The following is a 21114-nucleotide window of genomic DNA, read 5'->3' as shown; positions in this document are numbered from 1 at the left end:
ACTGAGCAATATAGTAAACATATTAACGCACTATATTTGTCATTTTATGCGCTAATTACCCCTTTAAATAACAATTAATACTTGACCTCAAACTACAATTATCGCATATAATAATAACTTAACTTTAATTAAAGGCTCAAGATGTATATTAAACGTCTTCGCACAATTTGGATTACAAGCTTTACGCTTATAGCATTATTGCTATCAAGTGTTGCTTCCAGTGCGCCTTTAATGTCGATAAAAATGCTCAGCATGAATAATTCAATGATGATAATGTCATCAACGATGGATTGCTGTGATGATGAATCAATGACATCTCATGACCACCATCAAGCACAACAATCGGCAGCACATTGCGATAAAATGGGTGGCGTTGATAATTGTTGCTCTATCGCATGTTTAAGTAATATTGCTTTTCTCCCGAGCCAATTTGAAAACTTATCTCAGCCATCAAATCTGACGCTCATCGCTATAGAAAAAACACACCAATTAAATACTACCACTCCAACGTTATATCGCCCTCCAATAGCATAAATCCGTTTAATCTATTTTTACTCACGACATCATTATTGTCCGTGATAGATTAATTGTATCTTATGATCTGTATTTAATTATTTTGCAGCAGATCTAAGATCACCATAAGCCTTATTTAATTCAATGACTGTCCTAGACCGTTATTACTTAGTTAACTACGTAATAATAATTAGATCATCACTTATATTGTTTTATATTCGCTTGTGGAAGATTGGATTACGTTATGAACGTTACAACTTCTATGTTAGTGCTGATTGCCAGTGCTAGCGCGATAACACCGGTAACACTGCTTGCGTCACCATTAACAACTGCGTCGGCAAAAACTGAGCAATCGCAACAATTAACACAACTGATCACTAAAGCGATTAAAAACGATGCCAATATGGCGCAAATTAGTGCTCAACAGCGTGCAATGCAAGAAACCAGTTTAGGCGCTAACAGCTTACCTGATCCCAAATTAAAACTGGGTATTGGTGGTTTGCCAACGAACAGTTTTTCTCTAAATACTGATCCAATGACCACATTATCGATTGGTTTAATGCAACAATTTGACCGTGGTGACACCCTTGATTTACAACAACAAAAAGGTGATATCCAAGCAACAGCTATTGGTATTCAACATGCGGTTCGTGAACTTGATATTACCAATAAAATGACCCAATTATGGTTAGAATTAGGCTATCAACAATCAGTTTATCGTACCTTACAACGTAACCACCGCCTTATAACGGAATTAGCCAATTTCACCAAGACTAACTACGCTATCGGTAGCGGTGAGGCACAAGATTTACTCCAAGTTCAACTGCAAGTCGTCAAAATAGAAGACAAATTACAAACAAACCGACAAACACAACATCGTATCATGGCACAACTGTCTGAATGGCTGGGCGCTGATTGGCTCACAACGCAAACAATAATCAAAGCATCAAACCAGTTATCTTGGCAACATCTTAACCAATTAATGCCGCGTTTAACCGCCACTACCCAACATTATTCATTACTGAAACAACACCCACTGGTACTTATTGCCAATAGTGCTATTTCTGCAAATGAAACCCAAGTCGCCATTAGCCAACAAGCCTATAAACCTCAATTTGGCATTGAAGTTATGTATGCCTCTCGCCAAGCCAATGGTATGTCTGGCAAACCAGCCTCTGATCTGGTGAGTGCCTATCTCACCATGGATCTGCCGCTGTTTACAGATAACCGTCAAGATCACCATTATGCGGCTGCGCAATATCAAGTGGGAGCGGCAAAATCACAACGTGATCTATTGCTCAATCAAATGAACGCCAAGGTAAATGCCTTATTGGTTGAACGTGATAATTTAAGCCAGCGCTTATCGCGTTATACAGCCACCCTTCTGACTCAAGCTAAAGCACGTACACAAGCTGTAGAACGGGGTTATCAAAATAATACCGCGCAGTTTAATAATGTGATCACCGCAGCCACTGATGAGCTTGCCTTAGTCATTGAACAAGCTCGGATTATTACCGACTTAAACATTACTAACAGCAATTTAGCCTCATTAGTCAATGGTTTTGATGTTCAACCACAATCGTTGCAGCTTCAGCATTCAACAACCATCAATAATAATAATCAATAAGTAGGTAATACCATGACGTCAAAAAATACGCTCAAAATTGCGACAGTTGCCTTACTTATTGGTGCTGCGATTGGTGTAACTATTACACATTATCTATCGCGTCATTCAGCATCAATGACCACAGCTGAAACAACAACGACCAATAATGATCCGTTATATTGGGTAGCCCCAATGGATCCTAATTACCAACGTGATAAACCGGGTAAATCACCAATGGGCATGGATCTCATTCCTGTTTATGCGGAAAAAACCACAGCAAAAGAAAATGTTGCAGGTACGGTAATTATTGATGCTGCGGTTGAAAATAACTTAGGTGTAAAAACAGCAGCAGTTATTAAGCAAAAACTTGAACCCAAAATAAATACCATCGGTTATGTTGCTTTTGATGAAAGTCATCTTTGGCAAACTAATATTCGTGTCAGTGGTTGGGTTCAAAAATTATACGTCAATGCTGTCGGTGAACAGGTACATAAAGGCGATGTATTATTTACCCTTTATTCGCCTGAATTAGTTAAATCTCAGCAAGAATTACTTAATGCTTATCGCACTGGTCGTAGTGGTTTAATGCAAGGTGCCCGAGATCGTTTAGCCGCACTTGGGGTCGACAAACAACAAATTAAACACATTATCAAAACGGGGAAAGCAACAAAGACCATCGAAGTCAAAGCTATCGCTGATGGTATTATTGCGAGTTTAAATATTCGTGAAGGTGGGTATTTATCACCCGCACAAGCCGCTATTAGTGCGGGACCTTTAAATGAAGTCTGGGTTAATGCTGAAATATTTGAACGCCAAGCACATTGGATAACCGCTGACAGTAAAGCCACCATGACATTAGATGCGATCCCCGGCCAACAATGGCAAGGCAAAGTTGATTATGTTTACCCTATTCTAGATCCCAAAACACGTACATTACGGATGCGGTTAAAGTTTGCTAACCATAATGAGCAATTAAAACCCAATATGTTCGCCAACATCACCCTAACCCCGATAACCGAAAAAGCCGTTCTCACTATCCCGACTCAAGCCGTGATTCGATCAGGCAATATGACCCGCGTTGTACTCGCTGAAGGTAATGGAAAATACCGATCAGTAAAGATCCGTATTGGTCGTGAAGCCGATAATCTCGTGGAAGTTATCGCAGGATTAACGACCGCAGATCGTATTGTCACGTCAGCACAATTTATGCTTGATTCAGAATCAAATAAAACGGCTGATCTCTCACGTATTAATGGTGTCGACAGTGTCGATAAAGCAACCGCCGTCACTTGGGCTCAAGGAGAGATCACTGCGATCAATGCTGATCAAACAATATTAACCATCAACCACCAGCCAGTCAGTGCTTGGAATTGGCCTGCGATGACGATGGATTTTAATATTGATAAAAATATAAAAATTAAAGACTTAGTAGTAGGTCAACAGATTAAATTTGAGCTACAAAAAACAGCAGATAATCAATATAGCATCATTGATTATAAAAAACAGAAGCACAATATCGCTAATGAAGTGTGGGTAAATGGTGATATCTCAATGTTAATGCCCGCATTTAATATGATCACGGTTAACCACCAAGCAGTACCTGAATGGAAATGGCCTGCGGGTGAAATGAATTTTACCGTCGACGATAGTATTGCATTAACCGATCTTAAACAGGGGCAATCGATTCGGTTTAAGCTGATTAAGAATGGCAGTGATTACACTCTGCAAGATATTAAACCAATGGAGAATAAATAATGATCCCTGCTATTATTCGTTGGTCAATCAATAACCGTTTATTGGTATTAATTGCGGCCTTATTTTTAACCGTTGCTGGCTTATACAGCGTTAAAAATACCCCCGTCGATGCCCTGCCGGATCTGTCTGATGTTCAAGTCATCATTAAGACCAGTTACCCAGGTCAAGCACCACAAGTGGTCGAAGATCAAGTCACTTACCCATTAACAACAGCCATGTTAGCCGTACCTGGCGCTGAAACGGTTCGTGGCTATTCTTTCTTTGGCGATTCCTATGTCTATATTATCTTTAATGATAAGACTGACATGTATTGGGCCCGCTCTCGTGTACTTGAATATTTAAGCCAAGTTGCACCTAAGTTACCCGCCAATGCAAAACCAACCTTAGGCCCAGATGCGACTGGGGTTGGCTGGATTTATAGTTATGTATTACAAGATAAAACAGGTAAGCATGATTTAGCCGAATTACGTAGTTTACAAGATTGGTTTCTAAAGTATGAACTTCAAACTGTTGCAGGTGTTTCTGAAGTTGCAACCGTTGGTGGCATGGTCAAACAATACCAAGTTCAAATCGATCCTTCCAAACTACGGGCCTATAACCTCACGTTACAGCAAGTGAATATGGCGATTCAAAACGGCAACCAAGAAACCGGTGCCTCCGTTATTGAAATGGCTGAAGCTGAGCATATGGTGCGTACTACAGGTTATTTAACCAATATCGAGGACATAAAATCACTGCCATTAAAAGTAACCAAAAATGGTACGCCACTGTTACTCGGGGATATTGCAGATATTAACATTGGTCCGCAAATGCGCCGGGGTATTTCTGAGTTTAATGGTGAAGGTGAAGCTGTCGGTGGCATTATTGTGATGCGCTTTGGCGAAAATGCCAGTCAAGTCATCGCCAACGTCAAGACTAAACTGGCACAGTTACAACAAGGCTTACCAGCAGGTGTTGAGATTGTAGCCACTTATGATCGCTCAACATTAATTAACCATGCGGTGAAGAATCTGTGGCAAAAACTCGCAGAAGAATTCCTTGTGGTTGCTATCGTCTGTGCACTATTTCTATTCCACATTCGTTCTTCATTAGTAATAGCGATTAGCTTACCGATTGGTATTTTATCTGCTTTTATCATCATGCATTGGCAAGGTATTAATGCCAATATCATGTCACTAGGCGGTATCGCTATTGCAATCGGCGCAATGGTTGACGGTGCGATTGTGATGATAGAAAACGTGCATAAACACATTGAACGTACCCCACTTACCGATGAAAACCGTTGGCAAGTAATAGGTAAAGCGGCAGAAGAAGTTGGTACACCCTTATTCTTCTCATTGCTGATCATTACCTTAAGTTTTGTTCCCGTGTTCGCGCTCCAAGGACAAGAAGGCAAGATGTTCTCGCCATTAGCATCAACTAAAACCTACGCGATGGCAGCAGCGGCAGGCTTAGCGATTACTTTAGTCCCCGTATTAATGGGCTATTTTATTCGCGGTAAAATTTTACCTGAACATAAAAACCCCGTGAACCGTGCTGTGATTGCACTTTATCGACCATTATTGAATATAAGTCTTAAGTTTCCAAAAACAATCATCGTTATTGCGGTGTGTTTAATGGCTTCTTCATACTACCCATTAACAAAACTTGGCAGTGAATTTATTCCACCGTTAGACGAAGGTGATTTAATGTATATGCCAACTACCTATCCGGGGATCTCTATCGGTAAGGCTCGTCAGTTATTACAACAAACCAATAAACTGATTAAAACAGTACCAGAGGTCGCTACGGTTTGGGGCAAGGTTGGTCGAGCAGATACAGCAACCGATCCTGCACCATTAACCATGATTGAAACAGTGATCCAATTCAAGCCACGAGATCAATGGCGAAAAGGTGTTACCACTGAGTCTTTACGCAAACAATTAGATAAATTGATCCAATTTCCAGGATTAACTAACGCATGGGTGATGCCGATCAAAACCCGTATTGATATGTTAGCGACAGGCATCAAAACACCCATTGGGATCAAAATCGCAGGCCCAGATCTAAAGGTTATCGAAAAGATCGGTGCAGAACTTGAACCTATTCTAAAAAACATTAAGGGAACAACCTCAGTTTATGCCGAACGTGTTGCCGGTGGACGTTATATCACGGTTGATATTAATCGCCGCCAAGCTGCGCGTTATGGATTAGCCATTAAAGATATTCAACAAATAGTCTCTACCGCGGTTGGTGGAATGAACGTAGGTGAAACCATTGAAGGCTTAGAACGTTATCCGATTAATGTTCGTTATCCGCAATCCTACCGTGATTCAGCCGCGAAATTAAAAGATCTGCCATTAATTACCCCCAATGGTGCACGAATCGCACTAGCTGATGTTGCGGATATTCGTTACGAAGATGGACCACCAATGATCAAAACTGAAAATGCACGTCCAAATGGATGGGTTTTTGTCGATATTGATCAACGAGATTTAGGTTCTTACGTTGAAGAAGCACAGCAAGTGGTAGCGAAACAATTAAAACTGCCCGCAGGTTATTCATTAACGTGGTCTGGTCAGTATGAATATATGGAACGCGCAAAAGCCCGTTTGAGTATTGTTACTCCAATTACTCTCGCCATTATTATGCTACTGCTTTATTTCAGTTTCCGCCGCGTACAAGAAGTAATCATTATTATGGCTACCCTACCATTAGCCATGGTTGGTGGTTTATGGCTGATGTTCATACTTGGATTTAATTTCTCAATTGCCGTTGGTGTTGGCTTTATCGCGCTCTCTGGTGTCGCCGTTGAAATTGGCGTGATTATGTTGGTGTACCTCAATCAATCATGGGCCTTTAAAAAACAAGATGCTCAAGAGCAACAACGTTCATTAACAGCAGATGATTTACAACAAGCCATCAGTGAAGGTGCTGGATTACGTGTACGCCCAGTAATGATGACTGTCTTAACCGTTATCATTGGTTTGATTCCGATAATGTATGGCTCAGGTACGGGCTCTGAAGTCATGCAACGCATTGCCGCACCAATGATTGGTGGAATGGCATCTGCACTGTTACTGACGTTATTAGTATTACCAGCCACCTTCAAGCTTTGGAAAAATCGCGAGCTTAAGACCAATACAGCAGCATCATTAAATTCATCATCAATTACAAAGGAATGAGTCATGAAAAAAATACTGTTTACTTTAATACTAGCCTTAACAACCACAACAGCGATGGCTGGAATGGACCACTCAACCATGGATCACGCAACAATGGATCATAGTGGTATGGATCATTCACAAATGGACACCAATAAAATGGATCATCAGATGATGGACATGAAAAATATGTCTGATGTGGGAATGCCCGCAATGGGGTCAAAACCAGATAAAGTGTTATACGTTATTCTTTCTGATGACATGAAAATCACCTTTAAAAAACCAGTTGATATCAAGCCTAACGACGTGGTGCAATTTGTGGTAATGAACACAGGGAAAATGGATCATAATTTCACTATCGGCTCAGCAAAAGAACAAGTAAAACATCGAGAAATGATGGTTGAAATGGATCATCGTAATCATGAACATAATCATGATAATGGCAGCAGTATCACCGTTGCACCAGGCAAAGCAAAACATATTCTATGGCATTTCCACGGCGATAAAAATGTTGAACTTTCTTGCAATATGCCTGGTCATGCAGAAGCTGGAATGATGAAAGCAATTACGTTGTAACAAAGTCCGTTATAACGAAGAAAATAATCCCAGCCAATAAAAAAGCAGCTTCAATAGAAGCTGCTTTTAATATTTATTTACAACGAAGACAATTACTTCTCGTCAGTCGTTTCTTCTAGTGATTCAACACCATGAAGATTGATTTGTAGTGCTTGTAAAAAGTTACGCAGCACTTGATCTTTACACTCACGGTAGTGTTTATGATCTACTTTACGGAAAAAAGCACTTAATTCATGCTTGCTTAAACGGAAATCAACTAACTTCAATAAATCAAGCACTTCTTCTGCTTTTAGATTTAGTGCAATTTGTAATTTTTTGAAAATAATATTATTTGTGATTTTCTGCTCTGGCGCAGGCTGAACGCCTTCTTTTTTGCCACGCTTTTGATTAATAAAGCCATTTAAGAAAGTAGCTACTTGCTCATCAGAACAACTTTTATAACCTTCCGCTTCATCGCCTTTTAACCAGCTACATACTTGCTCACGTGTTACTTCACAGTCAGCAGCAGCGAAAATAGCGATCATCTCACTATCAGTTAATTCAAAAGTATAGCGAATACGGCGCAAAACATCGTTATTAGTCACAATTTATCCAATTTAGTATGCTGTGGTTGTAATAATCACAGCGAAATTATCAGCGCAGAATAACAGATAACTCATCGCTATTCACCCGTATCTAGCAGCTTTTATATATCAACAATGCCAATTAATTTACTCTTAGCTGTAATTGATAACTTTCCTAACACCATACCAATGAATAACTTACCATTGAAAATAAATACTCAACTATTGATTAATACTTATCGATATTTTCTTTAGCATATAAAACATCATCAGTATAAGTCATACAAATTATCGAGATAAATAAGAAATTTTCACTATTTACAGCCATAATTAAAGCCAAAACGTATCAATTTACGATTATTACGGAATGGCAGATAAATAATTATGACTATTTCTAATTTCATTAAATATAAATATCAGCTAATTTCTTTATGCCTACTATTAATGAGTTTTCAAATTAATGCCGTTCAACTCGCCCCTCTCGGCGGTTCTAAGTATGTCGGTGATCTAGCAGAACTAGAAAAAAAACGGGTATTACGGGTATTGGTTGCAGCAGATCTGGGTTTTTACTATATAGAAGATGGTATTACTAAAGGTATTATTGCAGACTTATTGCAACATTTTGAGCAAGATATTCGTAAAAAACACCCAGCATTACATCTACAAATTATTCCTGTACACCGAGATAAACTGCTGCCTTATGTCATCAATGGCCTAGGTGATATCGCCATTGCTAATATTACCGTGACGACTGAACGTAAAAAACGGGTCGCTTTTAGTGAACCTGTACTTACGAATATTTCAGAAGTACTCATTAACAATAATAAACAACCGCCCTTTAATAAAGTCACCGATTTAAGTGGTCAAACAATCTGGGTCAGAAAAAGTTCAAGTTATCATCAAAGTTTACTCAAAATTAATAATAAATTACGGATGCAAAATTTACCCATAGCATCAATATTATTCATAGATGAAACGCTACAAGACTATGAATTACTGGAACTTATTAATTTAGACCTTCTCAATGCAACCGTCATTGATAACCATAAAATAAAAATCTGGCAACCCATATTAAAAAATATTCGAGTTAATGATAATTTTGTATTACGTAATGATGGTCAAATCGCTTGGGCTATGCGTAAAAACAGCCCCAAACTGATGGCGCTGGTTAATCATTATATTGATACAGTGAAAGAAGGGACATTAATCGGTAATATTATTTACAGTAAATACATTAAAAATCATCGTTGGCTTCATACGCTACTTGATCCTAATAATATTGATAAAATAGCAAGTCTATCACCTATATTCTTTCGCTATTCAAAACAATATGACTTTGACTATTTAATGTTAATGGCACAAGGTTTTCAAGAATCAGGGCTTAATCAACATAAAGTATCAAACAAAGGTGCCGTTGGTATTATGCAGGTATTGCCTAGTACTGCGCGTGATCCTAGTGTGGATATTCCTAATATATATACCTCAAAAAATAATATTCACGCGGGTGTGAAATATATGCGTTATCTACAAAATCAATACTTTAGTAGCGATAAAATAGATTACGATAATAAGATTTATCTGTCCTTAGCCGCTTATAATGCTGGACCTGGTAATATCAATAAAATGCGCCGTTATGCAAAAGAACAAGGTTATAATCCTAATATTTGGTTTAATAATGTTGAACTCATTACCCGTAAACACATTGGATTACAACCGATTGTCTATGTGAATAACATTAATCGTTACTTCATTGTTTATAAGCAAATAATGAAACTTCAACGTTTCCGTGATTCAGGTATTCGCCCTTTTATTCCACCGTATAAATTTGATGCTCCGGTGTTGTTTAAATAACACATTAACTATCATAAGCCATCAATAATCATCATGGTTTATATACATAATGATGATTTATGATTTTAAATTAGGCAGTGATAAATGCTTAGTTCGACGGTCATGCTTATGGAAATACCATAATTTACGGTTTTTGGATAATTTTTTCATTACAACACCTGTAATAAGATTAATAGAGTAGAGATCGTTCTATTATCTATTGATAATGTAAATTAATGCCAGTAACAATCATTGCTCATATTTCCAATATTACATTTTAATATTAATATATTGAATTAATACGCTAGATTAACAATTCTATATATCCAACAAAACAGCCAACACTTAATTTAAACAATTATACTCATAATAAACCATGTTATTTAAATAAATATAAACATTTCAATCAAAAAACTTGAGTGAAATCACAAAATATAATAAATCGTATCACGCCCCTTCATCGTCATCATTATTTTTATCACCATATTCAAACAAATAGCAAGCGATTGCGCAAACGTGGAAAATTAGTTTTTGTCAATTGCAAAAAAAACTACTGGATTAAAAATGCGATATACATCACTTTATCATGGTATGAAATCATTCAGCATACACACATAAACAGATAATAATCACACTGAGCACAATCCAATATGGTCTATTTACACTTTATACTCGGGTTAGTTGTTATTGCAGTATTAGCTTTACTTGCTAGTAATAACCGAAAGAACATCAAATATCGCTATATTATTCAGTTACTTATAATAGAGCTGGCGCTTGCTTACTTCCTTCTCAATTCATCTGCTGGTACAGGTATTGTAAAAGAGTTTGCAGACGCATTTAATGGTTTACTCTCATTTGCAAGTGATGGTACTAATTTTGTGTTCGGTAACTTATCGAATAACAATGATTTTAACTTCTTCCTTAATGTATTAATGCCAATTGTTTTTATCTCCGCATTAATTGGTATATTGCAACATATCAAAGTATTACCTTATATCATTAAAGGATTAGGTTTCTTGTTATCTAAAATAAATGGTATGGGTAAACTAGAATCATTCAATGCGATCAGTGCATTAATGGTTGGCCAGTCAGAAAACTTTATCACTTATAAAAACATTCTAGGCGGAATGTCTGAGCGTCGTATGTACACCCTTGCAGCGACGGCAATGTCAACAGTTTCCATGTCTATCGTTGGCTCATACATGAAGCTTGTCGACCCTAAGTATGTTGTTGCAGCATTGTTTTTAAACATGTTCAGTACTTTTATCATCCTTTCCATTATTAATCCTTATGACCATGAAGCAGAAATGGATATCGATGAAATGATGGCAGCAGAAAGTGGCGCAAAATTAACTTTCTTTGAAATGCTTGGCGAATACATTTTAATGGGCTTTAAAGTTGCAGTGATTGTTGCTGCAATGCTTATTGGTTTTATTGCTCTAATTTCAATGATCAACGCTGGCTTTAGTGCCGCTTTTGGTATCAGCTTCCAAAACCTAATTGGTTACTTGTTCTACCCTGTTGCATGGCTGATGGGTATTCCTGCTCACGAGGCATTACAAGCTGGCAGTATCATGGCAACGAAACTTGTTACTAATGAATTTGTCGCAATGATGGACCTTCAAAAACAAGTCGGTAGTTTATCAGCACATACTGTCGGTACCGTTTCTATCTTCCTTGTTTCATTCGCAAACTTCAGCTCTATCGGCATTATTGCTGGTGCGGTTAAAGGTGTAAACGAAGAAAAAGGTAATATGGTTGCTCGATTTGGCTTACGTTTACTTTATGGTTCAACGTTAGTTAGTATTTTATCTGCATTAATTGCTAACATCATGCTATAGCAGCATCAATTAACCACAGGATTCTTAAATGAATCCTGTGGTTTTTTATCACATAAGAATCAATATCTTCAGCCATTATTACTTCTGCTCATCCTTCTATATACAATCAATTCCACTGCAATTAATTAATTAAGTAATATTAACTTCCAGTTTTAGCCTCTTTAATTTGTATGATAAATAATTTAAATTTTGTATTACTCATTACATAAAATTCGATTTAGCGAAAACATGTCCTGAGCCGATAAATAATCATAACAATGAGGCTTATATGTCAAATAAAATCATCTCAGGTGCAGAGCTTGTCGTTGCAACCCTAAAAGCACACGATGTTCCGCATATTTTTGGTATTCCTGGTGCTAAAATCGATTCCGTGTTTGATGCTATCTGTGATGACGGCCCTGAAATCATTATTTGTCATCATGAACAAAATGCCGCTTTCATGGCCGCAGCGACGGGTCGTTTAACAGGTAAAGCTGGTGTTTGTCTTGCCACTTCAGGTCCTGGTGCATCAAACCTAGTTACTGGTGTTGCTACTGCAAATAGTGAAGGTGATCCTGTTGTTGCCCTTGCTGGTGCGGTTCCACTTTCGATGTATTCCCATAATACGCACCAATCAATGGATACACGTTCTCTATTTAATCCAATTACTAAGTTTTCCGCTGAAGTAATGGACAGTGCTTCTTTACCTGACGTGGTTCATAAAGCTTTTCGTATTGCAGAACAACCGACTCAAGGGGCAAGTTTTGTTAGCCTTCCTCAAGATGTACTAACTAACCAAATTCCTTTTATTCCAGTACAACAACCGAAGCCAATTTTATTTGGTGGTGCGCACCCACAAGCTATCCGTCAGGCAGCCGATCTTATCAACGCGGCTAAAAACCCAGTATTATTATTAGGTATGGATGCGAGCCAGCCATTTGTTGCTGGTGCCATTCGTCAATTACTTGAGCAGACTAAAATTGCTGTGGTTAACACCTTTGCAGCTGCTGGTGTCATTTCTCATAATTTATATGATTGTTTCCTTGGTCGTGTGGGTTTATTTAAAAACCAACCGGGTGATATTGCATTAAACAATTCTGATTTAATTATTACTATTGGTTATAGCCCAATTGAATACGATCCAATCTTATGGAATAAAGACGGTAAAACACCCATTATCCATGTGGGTTACCAACAAGCTGATTTAGAAGCTAGCTATAATCCTATTTCAGAAGTAGTCGGTGATGTGGCCGTTTCAGTTGCTTCTATTGCCGCTGAATTAGATCAACGTGAATCTCTTGAAAATAATCAAAAATTTCAGGATTTACGTCAAGACTTACAACAAATTATGCGCATGGGTGTAAACAAAACATCGTCAATGGGTGTTCATCCATTGCGTTTTGTGCATGATCTACGTCGATTTGTGAGTGATGATACGACTGTATGTTGCGATGTAGGCTCTATCTACATTTGGATGGCACGTTATTTCCATAGTTTCGAGCCTCGTCGATTACTGTTTAGTAATGGCCAACAAACATTGGGCGTTGCTTTACCTTGGGCTATCGCAGCATCACTACTGACACCTAATGAAAAAGTTATTTCAATGTCTGGTGATGGTGGTTTCTTATTCTCATCTATGGAATTAGCAACCGCTGTTCGTCATAAATGTAATATTGTTCACTTTGTTTGGACAGATCACAGCTATGACATGGTAAAAATTCAGCAGCTTAAAAAATATGGTCGTGAAAGTGCAGTGAGCTTTATGGGCCCAGATATTGTTAAGTATGCCGAAAGCTTTGGTGCGTATGGTTTAGCCATTAATACTGCTGATGATATTGAACCAGTATTACGTAAAGCAATGGCATTAAGCGGTCCTGTATTAGTTAACGTTAATATTGACTACCGCGATAACAGCCGTCTACTTGATCAACTTCACCCTTGCCAACAAGATTAATAGGAAAACATCATGAGTCAGCAACATAACAACAAAACGTTTTACCAAACTTCAATGATGAGTGCCTTAATTGCAGGTTTATACCAAGGTGATTTTACAATTGGTCAACTACTTGATCACGGCAACTTTGGTATTGGTACCTTTAATGACCTTGATGGTGAAATGATCGTTTTAGGTGATGAAGTCTATCAACTAACCAGTACTGGTGAAGTACATTTAGTTAGTCATGATATTACCACTCCCTTTGCTTCTGTGGTTAATTTTGAACCTACGGAAAAAGTAAGCCTTATTGAACTAACAAAAGCTGAGTTTGAAGCGTGTTTAGAAAAAGATTTTGTTGCTAACAATGCAATTAATGCTATTCGTTTAACGGGTAAATTTTCATACGTTAAAACACGTACCGTTCCAGCACAACATCGCCCTTATCCGCCAATGGTAGAAGTCGTAAAACATCAACCTATTGCAGAAATGACCCATGTCTCAGGCATAATGATTGGCTTTAAGATCCCTGAATACATGATCGGTATTAATGTTCCTGGCTTCCATTTCCATTTCATTAGTGATGATCGTACTCAAGGTGGTCATGTCAGTGACTTTATTTTGACAGAAGGCACTACTGAAGTTGAAATATTTAAAGATTTCCATTTACGCATGCCTGCATCTCAAGAATTTGATCGTGCTGATTTAAATCCTGACGATCTTAAAGCGGCTATCCATACTACCGAAAAATAATCGCTAAGACGTGTTGTTTCAAGCCCTGTTATTTATAATAATGGGGTTTTTTTTACTATTTAAAAAACATTATTGACAATAACCAAGACTATCTCTATTATCTGCGCCAGCTAAAGCAATCGATTACATTGCATTACTTTTTAGCAAAAAAAACGTCATCACAATGCAGCTGATCCCCATCAGTTGTCTTTCTATTTTTATAAATATGAGAGACATTAATTTTGGGATTGATTATGCAAACTAACACATTAACCACCAACACCTCCCCGCGTAACAACAACTGGCAAAACAAAGCTATTTTAAGTGTTGCTTTTTTAATGGCCACAACATCTGTCGGTCCTGGTTTTTTAACGCAAACTGCCGTATTTACCAATATTTATAACATTGATATGGCTTTCCCTGTTTTTGCTTCCATGTTTATTACGTTTGGTATTGTAATGAACTTATGGCGCATCGTTGGTGTTTCAGGCTTACGTATTCAAGATATTGCTAATAAAGTGGCACCAGGCATGGGATATTTCATTGGTATTCTATTAGCGCTTGGCGCTGTTGCTTTCAACTTTGGTAATGTTAGTGGCTCAGCCCTTGGTATGAATGTCCTAGCCGGACTAGATACCACCTGGGGCGCGATTTTTACAGGTGTTATTGGTAGTCTACTTTTTGTTGTTCATAATGCATCAAAGCGTATGGATCAAATGGCACGTTATCTCGGGTTATTAATGATCGTATTAATCGCCTATGTTGCCCTTACCAATTTACCGCCATTAGCACCTACCGTAATGGCTGCGATTGCCCCTTCTGATTTTTCTAACCTTTTATTACCAACCTTAACTATCGTCGGTGGTGCTGTTGGTGGCTATTATACTGGCGCACAACGTTTAATTGATGTGAAATTAACGGGCATTGAAAATACACACAATGTCATCAAAACGGCATGGGCCGGAATATCAATTGCGGTCATTATTCGAATTTTATTATTTTGTGCGATATTAGGTGTTATCACAACTGGAGTAACATTAGATAAATCAAACCCAGCAGCAGACGCATTTCGCCACGGCGCAGGTGATATTGGTTACTTTATTTTTGGCTTAGTCTTATTTGTTGCTTCAATTACTTCGGTAGTTGGTAATTCCTACATGGCTATATCTCTCATAAAAACCCTTTTCCCTATTGTTGCTCGTAATGAAAAAGCATGGTGTGTTGGATTTATAATCTTCACGACCTTAGGCACAGTATTAATGAACATGCCGATTCTATTACTGATGCTAGCAGGTCTAGTCAACAGTATTATTCTACCAATAGTGCTCGCGACAATGCTTGCTGCTACACGAAAACCCAATATTGTTGGTGATTATAAACACCCTCTTTATCTGACCGCTATTGGCATTACTATTGTAATTATCATGAGCTTAGCTAGCCTATCTAATATTAGTGGTTTTATTACTAAATTTATCGGCTAATTAATGGGAGACATCTCACTAAATATGTCTTCCATTTTAATTAATATTTATGTTAATTATCGCGTCAAGACATAATCAATAACTATTTAGTTACAAATTGGCATTAAATGTTATTATAAAATCACTAATAGTTGCTATTATATATATGATTTAGTTATATTAGAGCAGCTATATTACTATCATTCTTATACAGTTTGATAAGATATGATTATATCCATAATAATAAAATAAGATGAATCGTTAAAAAATGAATATAAAGATTGAAACTCTTACCTCATTTATTGCTGCTGCCGAATATGGTTCGTTTAGTGCTGCTGCACGACAGCTAAATAAAACTCAAGCTGCAGTTAGCCTCACTATTCAAAATTTTGAACTCGATTTAGGGTTTCAAGTATTTGACCGTTCAAGTAAATGCCCTCGCCTTACAGAAAAAGGGGAACATGTACTAAAAAATGCAAAAATAATGATGGCGCAATATCAAACATTTCTTGAGCGATCATTATCTATTTACCATATGAATGATGTAAAAATAAAAGTGGGGATAGATCCACTGGTTTGTAATGATAAAATACTATCAATAATAAAAAAACTATCCTCTGATTTGCCTAATATTGAATTATTTATTATGCAACAAAATAGTAAACGCTTAGCTGAAGAGATAAAAGCTAAAAACCTTGATATCGCACTGGGTATTTTTGATCATGAAAATAAGATGAATCTAGAATATACCCAAGCATTCAATATCAATGTCAGTTGGGTTGCGACGCAATCTTACCTTGATAAATTTAATGATGGCGCAACAACATTAAGCTACCAAGATTTCTGTCAACAACGTCTATTAATTCCAGCCTCTTTAGATTCTCTACCTTTTGAAGAAGCAAAAGCCGCATTACAATTATGGCATGTTGAAGATATCCATACTATTTTATCATTATGCCGTGAAGATATTGGTATCTGTTGTTTACCTGATTTCGTATTACAACATGATCTTAAGAATGAATTAGTACAAAAACTTAACCTTTCATTCAGTAAAATCACTAGTAATGTATGGTCAGCATCTCTTATTTATCCTATTGGTTCCCAATTAAGTCCTGCTATTCATTGGCTTCAAGGACAATTTACTAATATTGAATCATTTTAAATAATCATTATTTAGCATGAGCGCCTCTACTCATGCTATCCCCTCTATCTTTAATAGCGCTTTAATTCTTACTCTATAAGAACACTGCCATTTGTCACACTTACTCTCTTTATCCTTTTTTCTGTTTATAAATGTATAGTTATGCAGATTATCTATAGACCTGAATACTGTCATTTTACTAACAATTTATTGCCATCATTATTTTTTAAAGTATATTTTCGTTCCTGATTATTACTACAGAGTAAAAGTTATTTGTTTTTTACTCTATTGTCATTAAATGAGTTAGCAATATAATAGTCACTCCTGGCTCAACTAAGATATTTTAAAAAAAATACCCTTGTTTAGTTCACAGAACTTGAATTTTGACTGATTTAATTGTCTTATATCAAAGAAATTCATTACATATAAGATATCAGGTAGCGGCCCTACGTATTAGGGCTAATAAAAAATCATTTTGTAGCAACGGATCAGCTCATAGCTTTAATGATGGAAAGACCATCCCCTGAGAATGATGTCTAGGGTTCACTTTTTGAGGTATTCGTTATGTCACGAATCGTTATTGTAGGTGGCGGTGCTGCCGGTATAGAACTATCTACATTGTTAGCTAAAGCTAATCGTAAAAAACATGAAATTATTCTGGTTGAACCAGAAACTGATCACTATTGGAAACCACGTCTGCATGAAATTGCTGCGGGTACTTTTGACCGTGAGTTAGATTCTGTTTGCTATTTCACTCATGGTGCAATTAACGGTTACCAACATTATCAAGCAGCAATGACTGATATTAACCGTGAAAATAAAATGCTCGCTGTTCGCCGTAATGATGGCACAGAAGCGATGGTTAAATATGATTACCTTGTTGTTGCTGTCGGCGCTGTAAGTAATGATTTTAATACGACAGGTGCACGTGATAACTGTATTTTCCTTGATTCAGCAAGCCAAGCTCGTCATGCATGGAATAAAATCAGTCAATTACTACGTGAAGGTAGTGATCGCACTGTAAATATTGTAGGTGCAGGTGCAACAGGTGTTGAACTTGCAGCAGAGCTTGCTCGTGTAAGCCACAAGCTACAACGTTACAATGCAGCTAAACTAACAATTAACTTAATTGAAGCTGCTGATCGTGTGCTACCAAATAGCCCACTAAAAATGTCAGAAAAAGTATTAAAAGAACTAAAACGTACCAATATTAATGTATTGCTTAATACCCGCATCAGCGAAGTATCAGATCACGGTATGGTAACCGCGGATAATCAACCATTAGAAGCAGATATTCAGTTCTGGGCTGCTGGCGTAAAAGCACCTGACTGGTTAAATGGCATCGGTGGTCTAGAATATAACCGTATGAACCAAATCCTTGTTAATGCAAACTTAACAACAACTGTTGATAACAGCATTTTCTCTTTAGGTGATTGTGCATCAATTCCACAGGCTGACGGTAGCTTTGTACCGCCAAAAGCACAAGCTGCTAACCGCGCTGCAGTGCATTTAACTAAAAGCTTGACCGATTTATTACGCGGTAAAGAACTAACTGATTTTGAATTTAAAGACGGTGGTATGGTTGTCGCTGTTGGTCACCACTTTGCTGTTGGTTCATTTGCACCTCATTCAAAGATGGCAAATAAATTAGTCTTTAAAGGACGGTTAATTCGTCGTCTTTACGATACAATTTTCCGCCTTCACCAACGTACCGTTGAAGGTATGTTTACTGTATCACGTTTAATTATTACTAAACGCTTAAAAGCTTTATTCCAACCTAACGGCATGTAACAAACATAATAAATATTCGGCTAATCATTATTAGCCGAATATAATACCTAATACCTAATACCTAATACCTAATACCTAATACCTAATACCTAATACCTAATACCTAATACCTAATACCTAATACCTAATACCTAATACCTAATATTTTATCGTTAATATTCTTTTTATCATAAAATATTTAATACTTTATCCTACTATACAGATTAAGATTAATATAATGAAAAAATTCTTTGCTAAGTTATTCGGTAATAATACCGAAGGTTCAACGACATCTTTTATTAAATTGCATCCAGCAATAGATGGTGGAATTAAACCAACTAAAAATACATTTAAAAGTGGTTTAATTAGCTGTCAATGCCGAAGAAATAAAGTTACCGTTAAGTTAAATGGTCAAACTGCTCATAACCACGCTTGTGGCTGTTCTAAATGCTGGAAACCTAAAGGCGCATTATTTTCACAAGTCGCCGTTATTCCAAAAAATAATGTTGAAGTAATCGCCAATGCTAAAAAATTAATCATCGTTGATAAAACAGCAACCATTCAACGTCATGCTTGTAAAGATTGTGGCGTTCATATGTATGGCCGTATTGAAGACACAAACCACCCATTTTACGGCTTAGACTTCGTTCACACTGAACTATCAAGCGAGCAAGGCTGGTCTGCGCCTACGTTTGCCGCATTTGTTTCATCAATTATTGAAACAGGTACTGATCCTAAATCAATGCCAGCAATTCGTGAGCGTTTTGAATCATTAGGTTTAGAAACTTATGATTGCTTATCACCCGACTTAATGGATGCTATTTCAACCCACATTAGTAAAAATAAATAAAATCACCGCTAATTTATTTTCATAAGAACGCCCTTTTAAGTTGTGCCTTACTAGGGCTGTCTACCTTTATTTTCGATTGTTCCTATTTGGTAATAATCAATTACAGTATTCGTTATTGTGGAAAATAAAATTAAGCATAGAATGTACTACATCAACCCAATATCTATTTGTTAATTATTATTTTAATTAATTTTTAATTGTGCTTATACAAATAAATATAATATTTAAAAATGGTCTTTATAATTAATTATAATAAACCTAAAAAATAAATCATCTAATAACAATCCAATAAGAGAAACATTATGTCTATATCTCTACACCCTGCAATTGATAACGGTTTTACTGCAACTAAAGAAAACTTCCAAGGTGGCGTATTAAACTGTAACTGTGAATCAAATACAGTTCGTGTGAAACTATCTGGTCAAACTGCACATAACCATGCTTGTGGTTGTTCTAAGTGCTGGAAACCTGAAGGCGCAGTATTTTCACAAATCGCTGTTATCTCTCGTGACAACGTTGAAGTAATTGCTAACGCAGAAAAGCTTGTTATTATCGATGAGTCTGCAGCAATTCAACGTCATGCTTGTAAAGAATGTGGCGTTCACATGTACGGTCGTATCGAGAATGCTAATCACCCATTCTTCGGTTTAGATTTTGTTCATACAGAACTATCAACTGACAAAGGTTGGTCTGCACCTGAGTTTGCTGCATTTGTTTCATCTATCATTGAAACAGGTACAGATCCTAAAGACATGACGGCTATCCGTGCACGTCTTAACGAACTAGGTCTTAATACATACGATTGCCTATCTCCAGCACTAATGGATGCAATTGCAGCACACGTTTATGCTCAAAGCCAAAAATAAGCATAATAAATAGCTGAATTATTTTATTCTTTAAAAAGCAATATCTTTTGATATTGCTTTTTTTTTATCTAAATTTCATCTCAAATGGTAAAAATAACGGTCATAGTTAAAAGACTAATCCTAGACAATCTATGCCCTCATTTAAAAGTATTTACAATTAATAATAGCTAGATATTCACATCAATAGGTAGTATCGCCTAAAATAAGAACAAACATGAGTAATATCCTATTTACCATGAGAAGATAGACTTATTGTTACCCTTCAGTAATAATGATTTTACAATTTAAGGGATTATCAATTTTTAAGAAACAAATATAATAGCGGCATCAAGTCACAATGATGATATTAAACCTGTGACTATAATTAACAACGAACACCATGTTTAAACATGGGTCACTTATATTTTAAGAGAGTGAACGATGACTGACAAATTTATCAAATCAAAAGCTGCTATCGCATGGGGTCCTAAACAACCTCTTTCTGTTGAAGAAATTGATGTAATGTTACCTCGTGCTGGTGAAGTATTAGTTCGCATCGTTGCAACTGGCGTATGTC

15 protein-coding genes and 1 pseudogene are annotated in these 21114 nt (G+C 36.9%); 15 read left to right on the top strand and 1 reads right to left on the bottom strand.

The window, feature by feature from the left end; all coding sequences use genetic code 11:
* The first annotated feature begins 141 nt into the window (after positions 1-141).
* From CIK00_RS10945 to copI, 5 genes are all read left to right on the top strand, one after another.
* On the top strand, positions 142-534 hold the full coding sequence (locus CIK00_RS10945; protein WP_101768905.1) for a hypothetical protein: 393 nt from the start codon (positions 142-144) through the stop codon (positions 532-534).
* 223 nt (positions 535-757) lie between these two features.
* Entirely contained in the window at positions 758-2140 is a 1383-nt protein-coding gene (locus tag CIK00_RS10940) for a TolC family protein (RefSeq protein ID WP_101768904.1), read from the top strand.
* Between the two features lie 12 nt (positions 2141-2152).
* Entirely contained in the window at positions 2153-3874 is a 1722-nt protein-coding gene (locus tag CIK00_RS10935) for an efflux RND transporter periplasmic adaptor subunit (RefSeq protein WP_101768903.1), read from the top strand.
* Positions 3874-7038: an efflux RND transporter permease subunit gene (locus CIK00_RS10930; RefSeq protein WP_101768902.1), complete on the top strand. Its 3165-nt coding sequence runs from the start codon at positions 3874-3876 to the stop codon at positions 7036-7038. The genes CIK00_RS10935 and CIK00_RS10930 overlap by 1 nt, the downstream gene beginning before the upstream one ends.
* 3 nt (positions 7039-7041) lie before the next feature.
* Positions 7042-7593 carry a copper-resistant cuproprotein CopI gene (copI, locus tag CIK00_RS10925; RefSeq protein ID WP_101768901.1) on the top strand — a complete coding sequence of 184 codons (552 nt, stop codon included), beginning with the start codon at positions 7042-7044 and terminating at the stop codon, positions 7591-7593.
* Positions 7594-7685: 92 nt separating this feature from the next.
* On the opposite strand, the gene CIK00_RS10920 is transcribed toward copI, so the two are convergent.
* A complete protein-coding gene (locus CIK00_RS10920) occupies positions 7686-8177 on the bottom strand; it encodes a YehS family protein (protein ID WP_101768900.1) in 492 nt (163 codons plus the stop codon).
* Between the two features lie 363 nt (positions 8178-8540).
* Between CIK00_RS10920 and CIK00_RS10915 the strand changes: the two genes are divergently transcribed.
* The 10 genes and pseudogenes from CIK00_RS10915 to CIK00_RS10870 all read left to right on the top strand — a co-directional run.
* Positions 8541-10007, top strand: coding sequence for an MltF family protein (locus tag CIK00_RS10915; RefSeq protein ID WP_101768899.1), 1467 nt, complete (start codon positions 8541-8543; stop codon positions 10005-10007).
* 629 nt (positions 10008-10636) lie between these two features.
* Entirely contained in the window at positions 10637-11827 is a 1191-nt protein-coding gene (locus CIK00_RS10910; RefSeq protein WP_101768898.1) for a NupC/NupG family nucleoside CNT transporter, read from the top strand.
* A gap of 268 nt (positions 11828-12095) precedes the next feature.
* The gene (gene alsS, locus CIK00_RS10905) at positions 12096-13760 is read left to right on the top strand and encodes an acetolactate synthase AlsS (RefSeq protein WP_101768897.1); all 1665 of its coding nucleotides are present in this window, start codon (positions 12096-12098) and stop codon (positions 13758-13760) included.
* 12 nt (positions 13761-13772) lie between these two features.
* Positions 13773-14492: an acetolactate decarboxylase gene (gene budA, locus CIK00_RS10900; RefSeq protein ID WP_101768896.1), complete on the top strand. Its 720-nt coding sequence runs from the start codon at positions 13773-13775 to the stop codon at positions 14490-14492.
* 233 nt (positions 14493-14725) lie between these two features.
* Complete coding sequence (locus CIK00_RS10895) at positions 14726-15952, top strand: NRAMP family divalent metal transporter (protein ID WP_101768895.1); 1227 nt, start codon at positions 14726-14728, stop codon at positions 15950-15952.
* Between the two features lie 247 nt (positions 15953-16199).
* Complete coding sequence (locus CIK00_RS10890; protein ID WP_101768894.1) at positions 16200-17093, top strand: LysR family transcriptional regulator; 894 nt, start codon at positions 16200-16202, stop codon at positions 17091-17093.
* Positions 17094-17636: 543 nt separating this feature from the next.
* Positions 17637-18863, top strand: coding sequence for an NAD(P)/FAD-dependent oxidoreductase (locus tag CIK00_RS10885; protein ID WP_101768893.1), 1227 nt, complete (start codon positions 17637-17639; stop codon positions 18861-18863).
* A 217-nt stretch (positions 18864-19080) separates the two neighbouring features.
* Entirely contained in the window at positions 19081-19692 is a 612-nt protein-coding gene (gene gfa, locus CIK00_RS10880) for an S-(hydroxymethyl)glutathione synthase (RefSeq protein WP_101768892.1), read from the top strand.
* Between the two features lie 302 nt (positions 19693-19994).
* Positions 19995-20558: an S-(hydroxymethyl)glutathione synthase gene (gfa, locus tag CIK00_RS10875; protein ID WP_101768891.1), complete on the top strand. Its 564-nt coding sequence runs from the start codon at positions 19995-19997 to the stop codon at positions 20556-20558.
* Positions 20559-20978: 420 nt separating this feature from the next.
* Positions 20979-21114: pseudogene (locus CIK00_RS10870) on the top strand (S-(hydroxymethyl)glutathione dehydrogenase); the annotation flags it as partial.

Source organism: Photobacterium carnosum (assembly GCF_002849605.1).
In the GTDB taxonomy this organism is placed as follows: domain Bacteria; phylum Pseudomonadota; class Gammaproteobacteria; order Enterobacterales; family Vibrionaceae; genus Photobacterium; species Photobacterium carnosum.
This window is presented reverse-complemented; position numbering and strand designations above follow the sequence as displayed.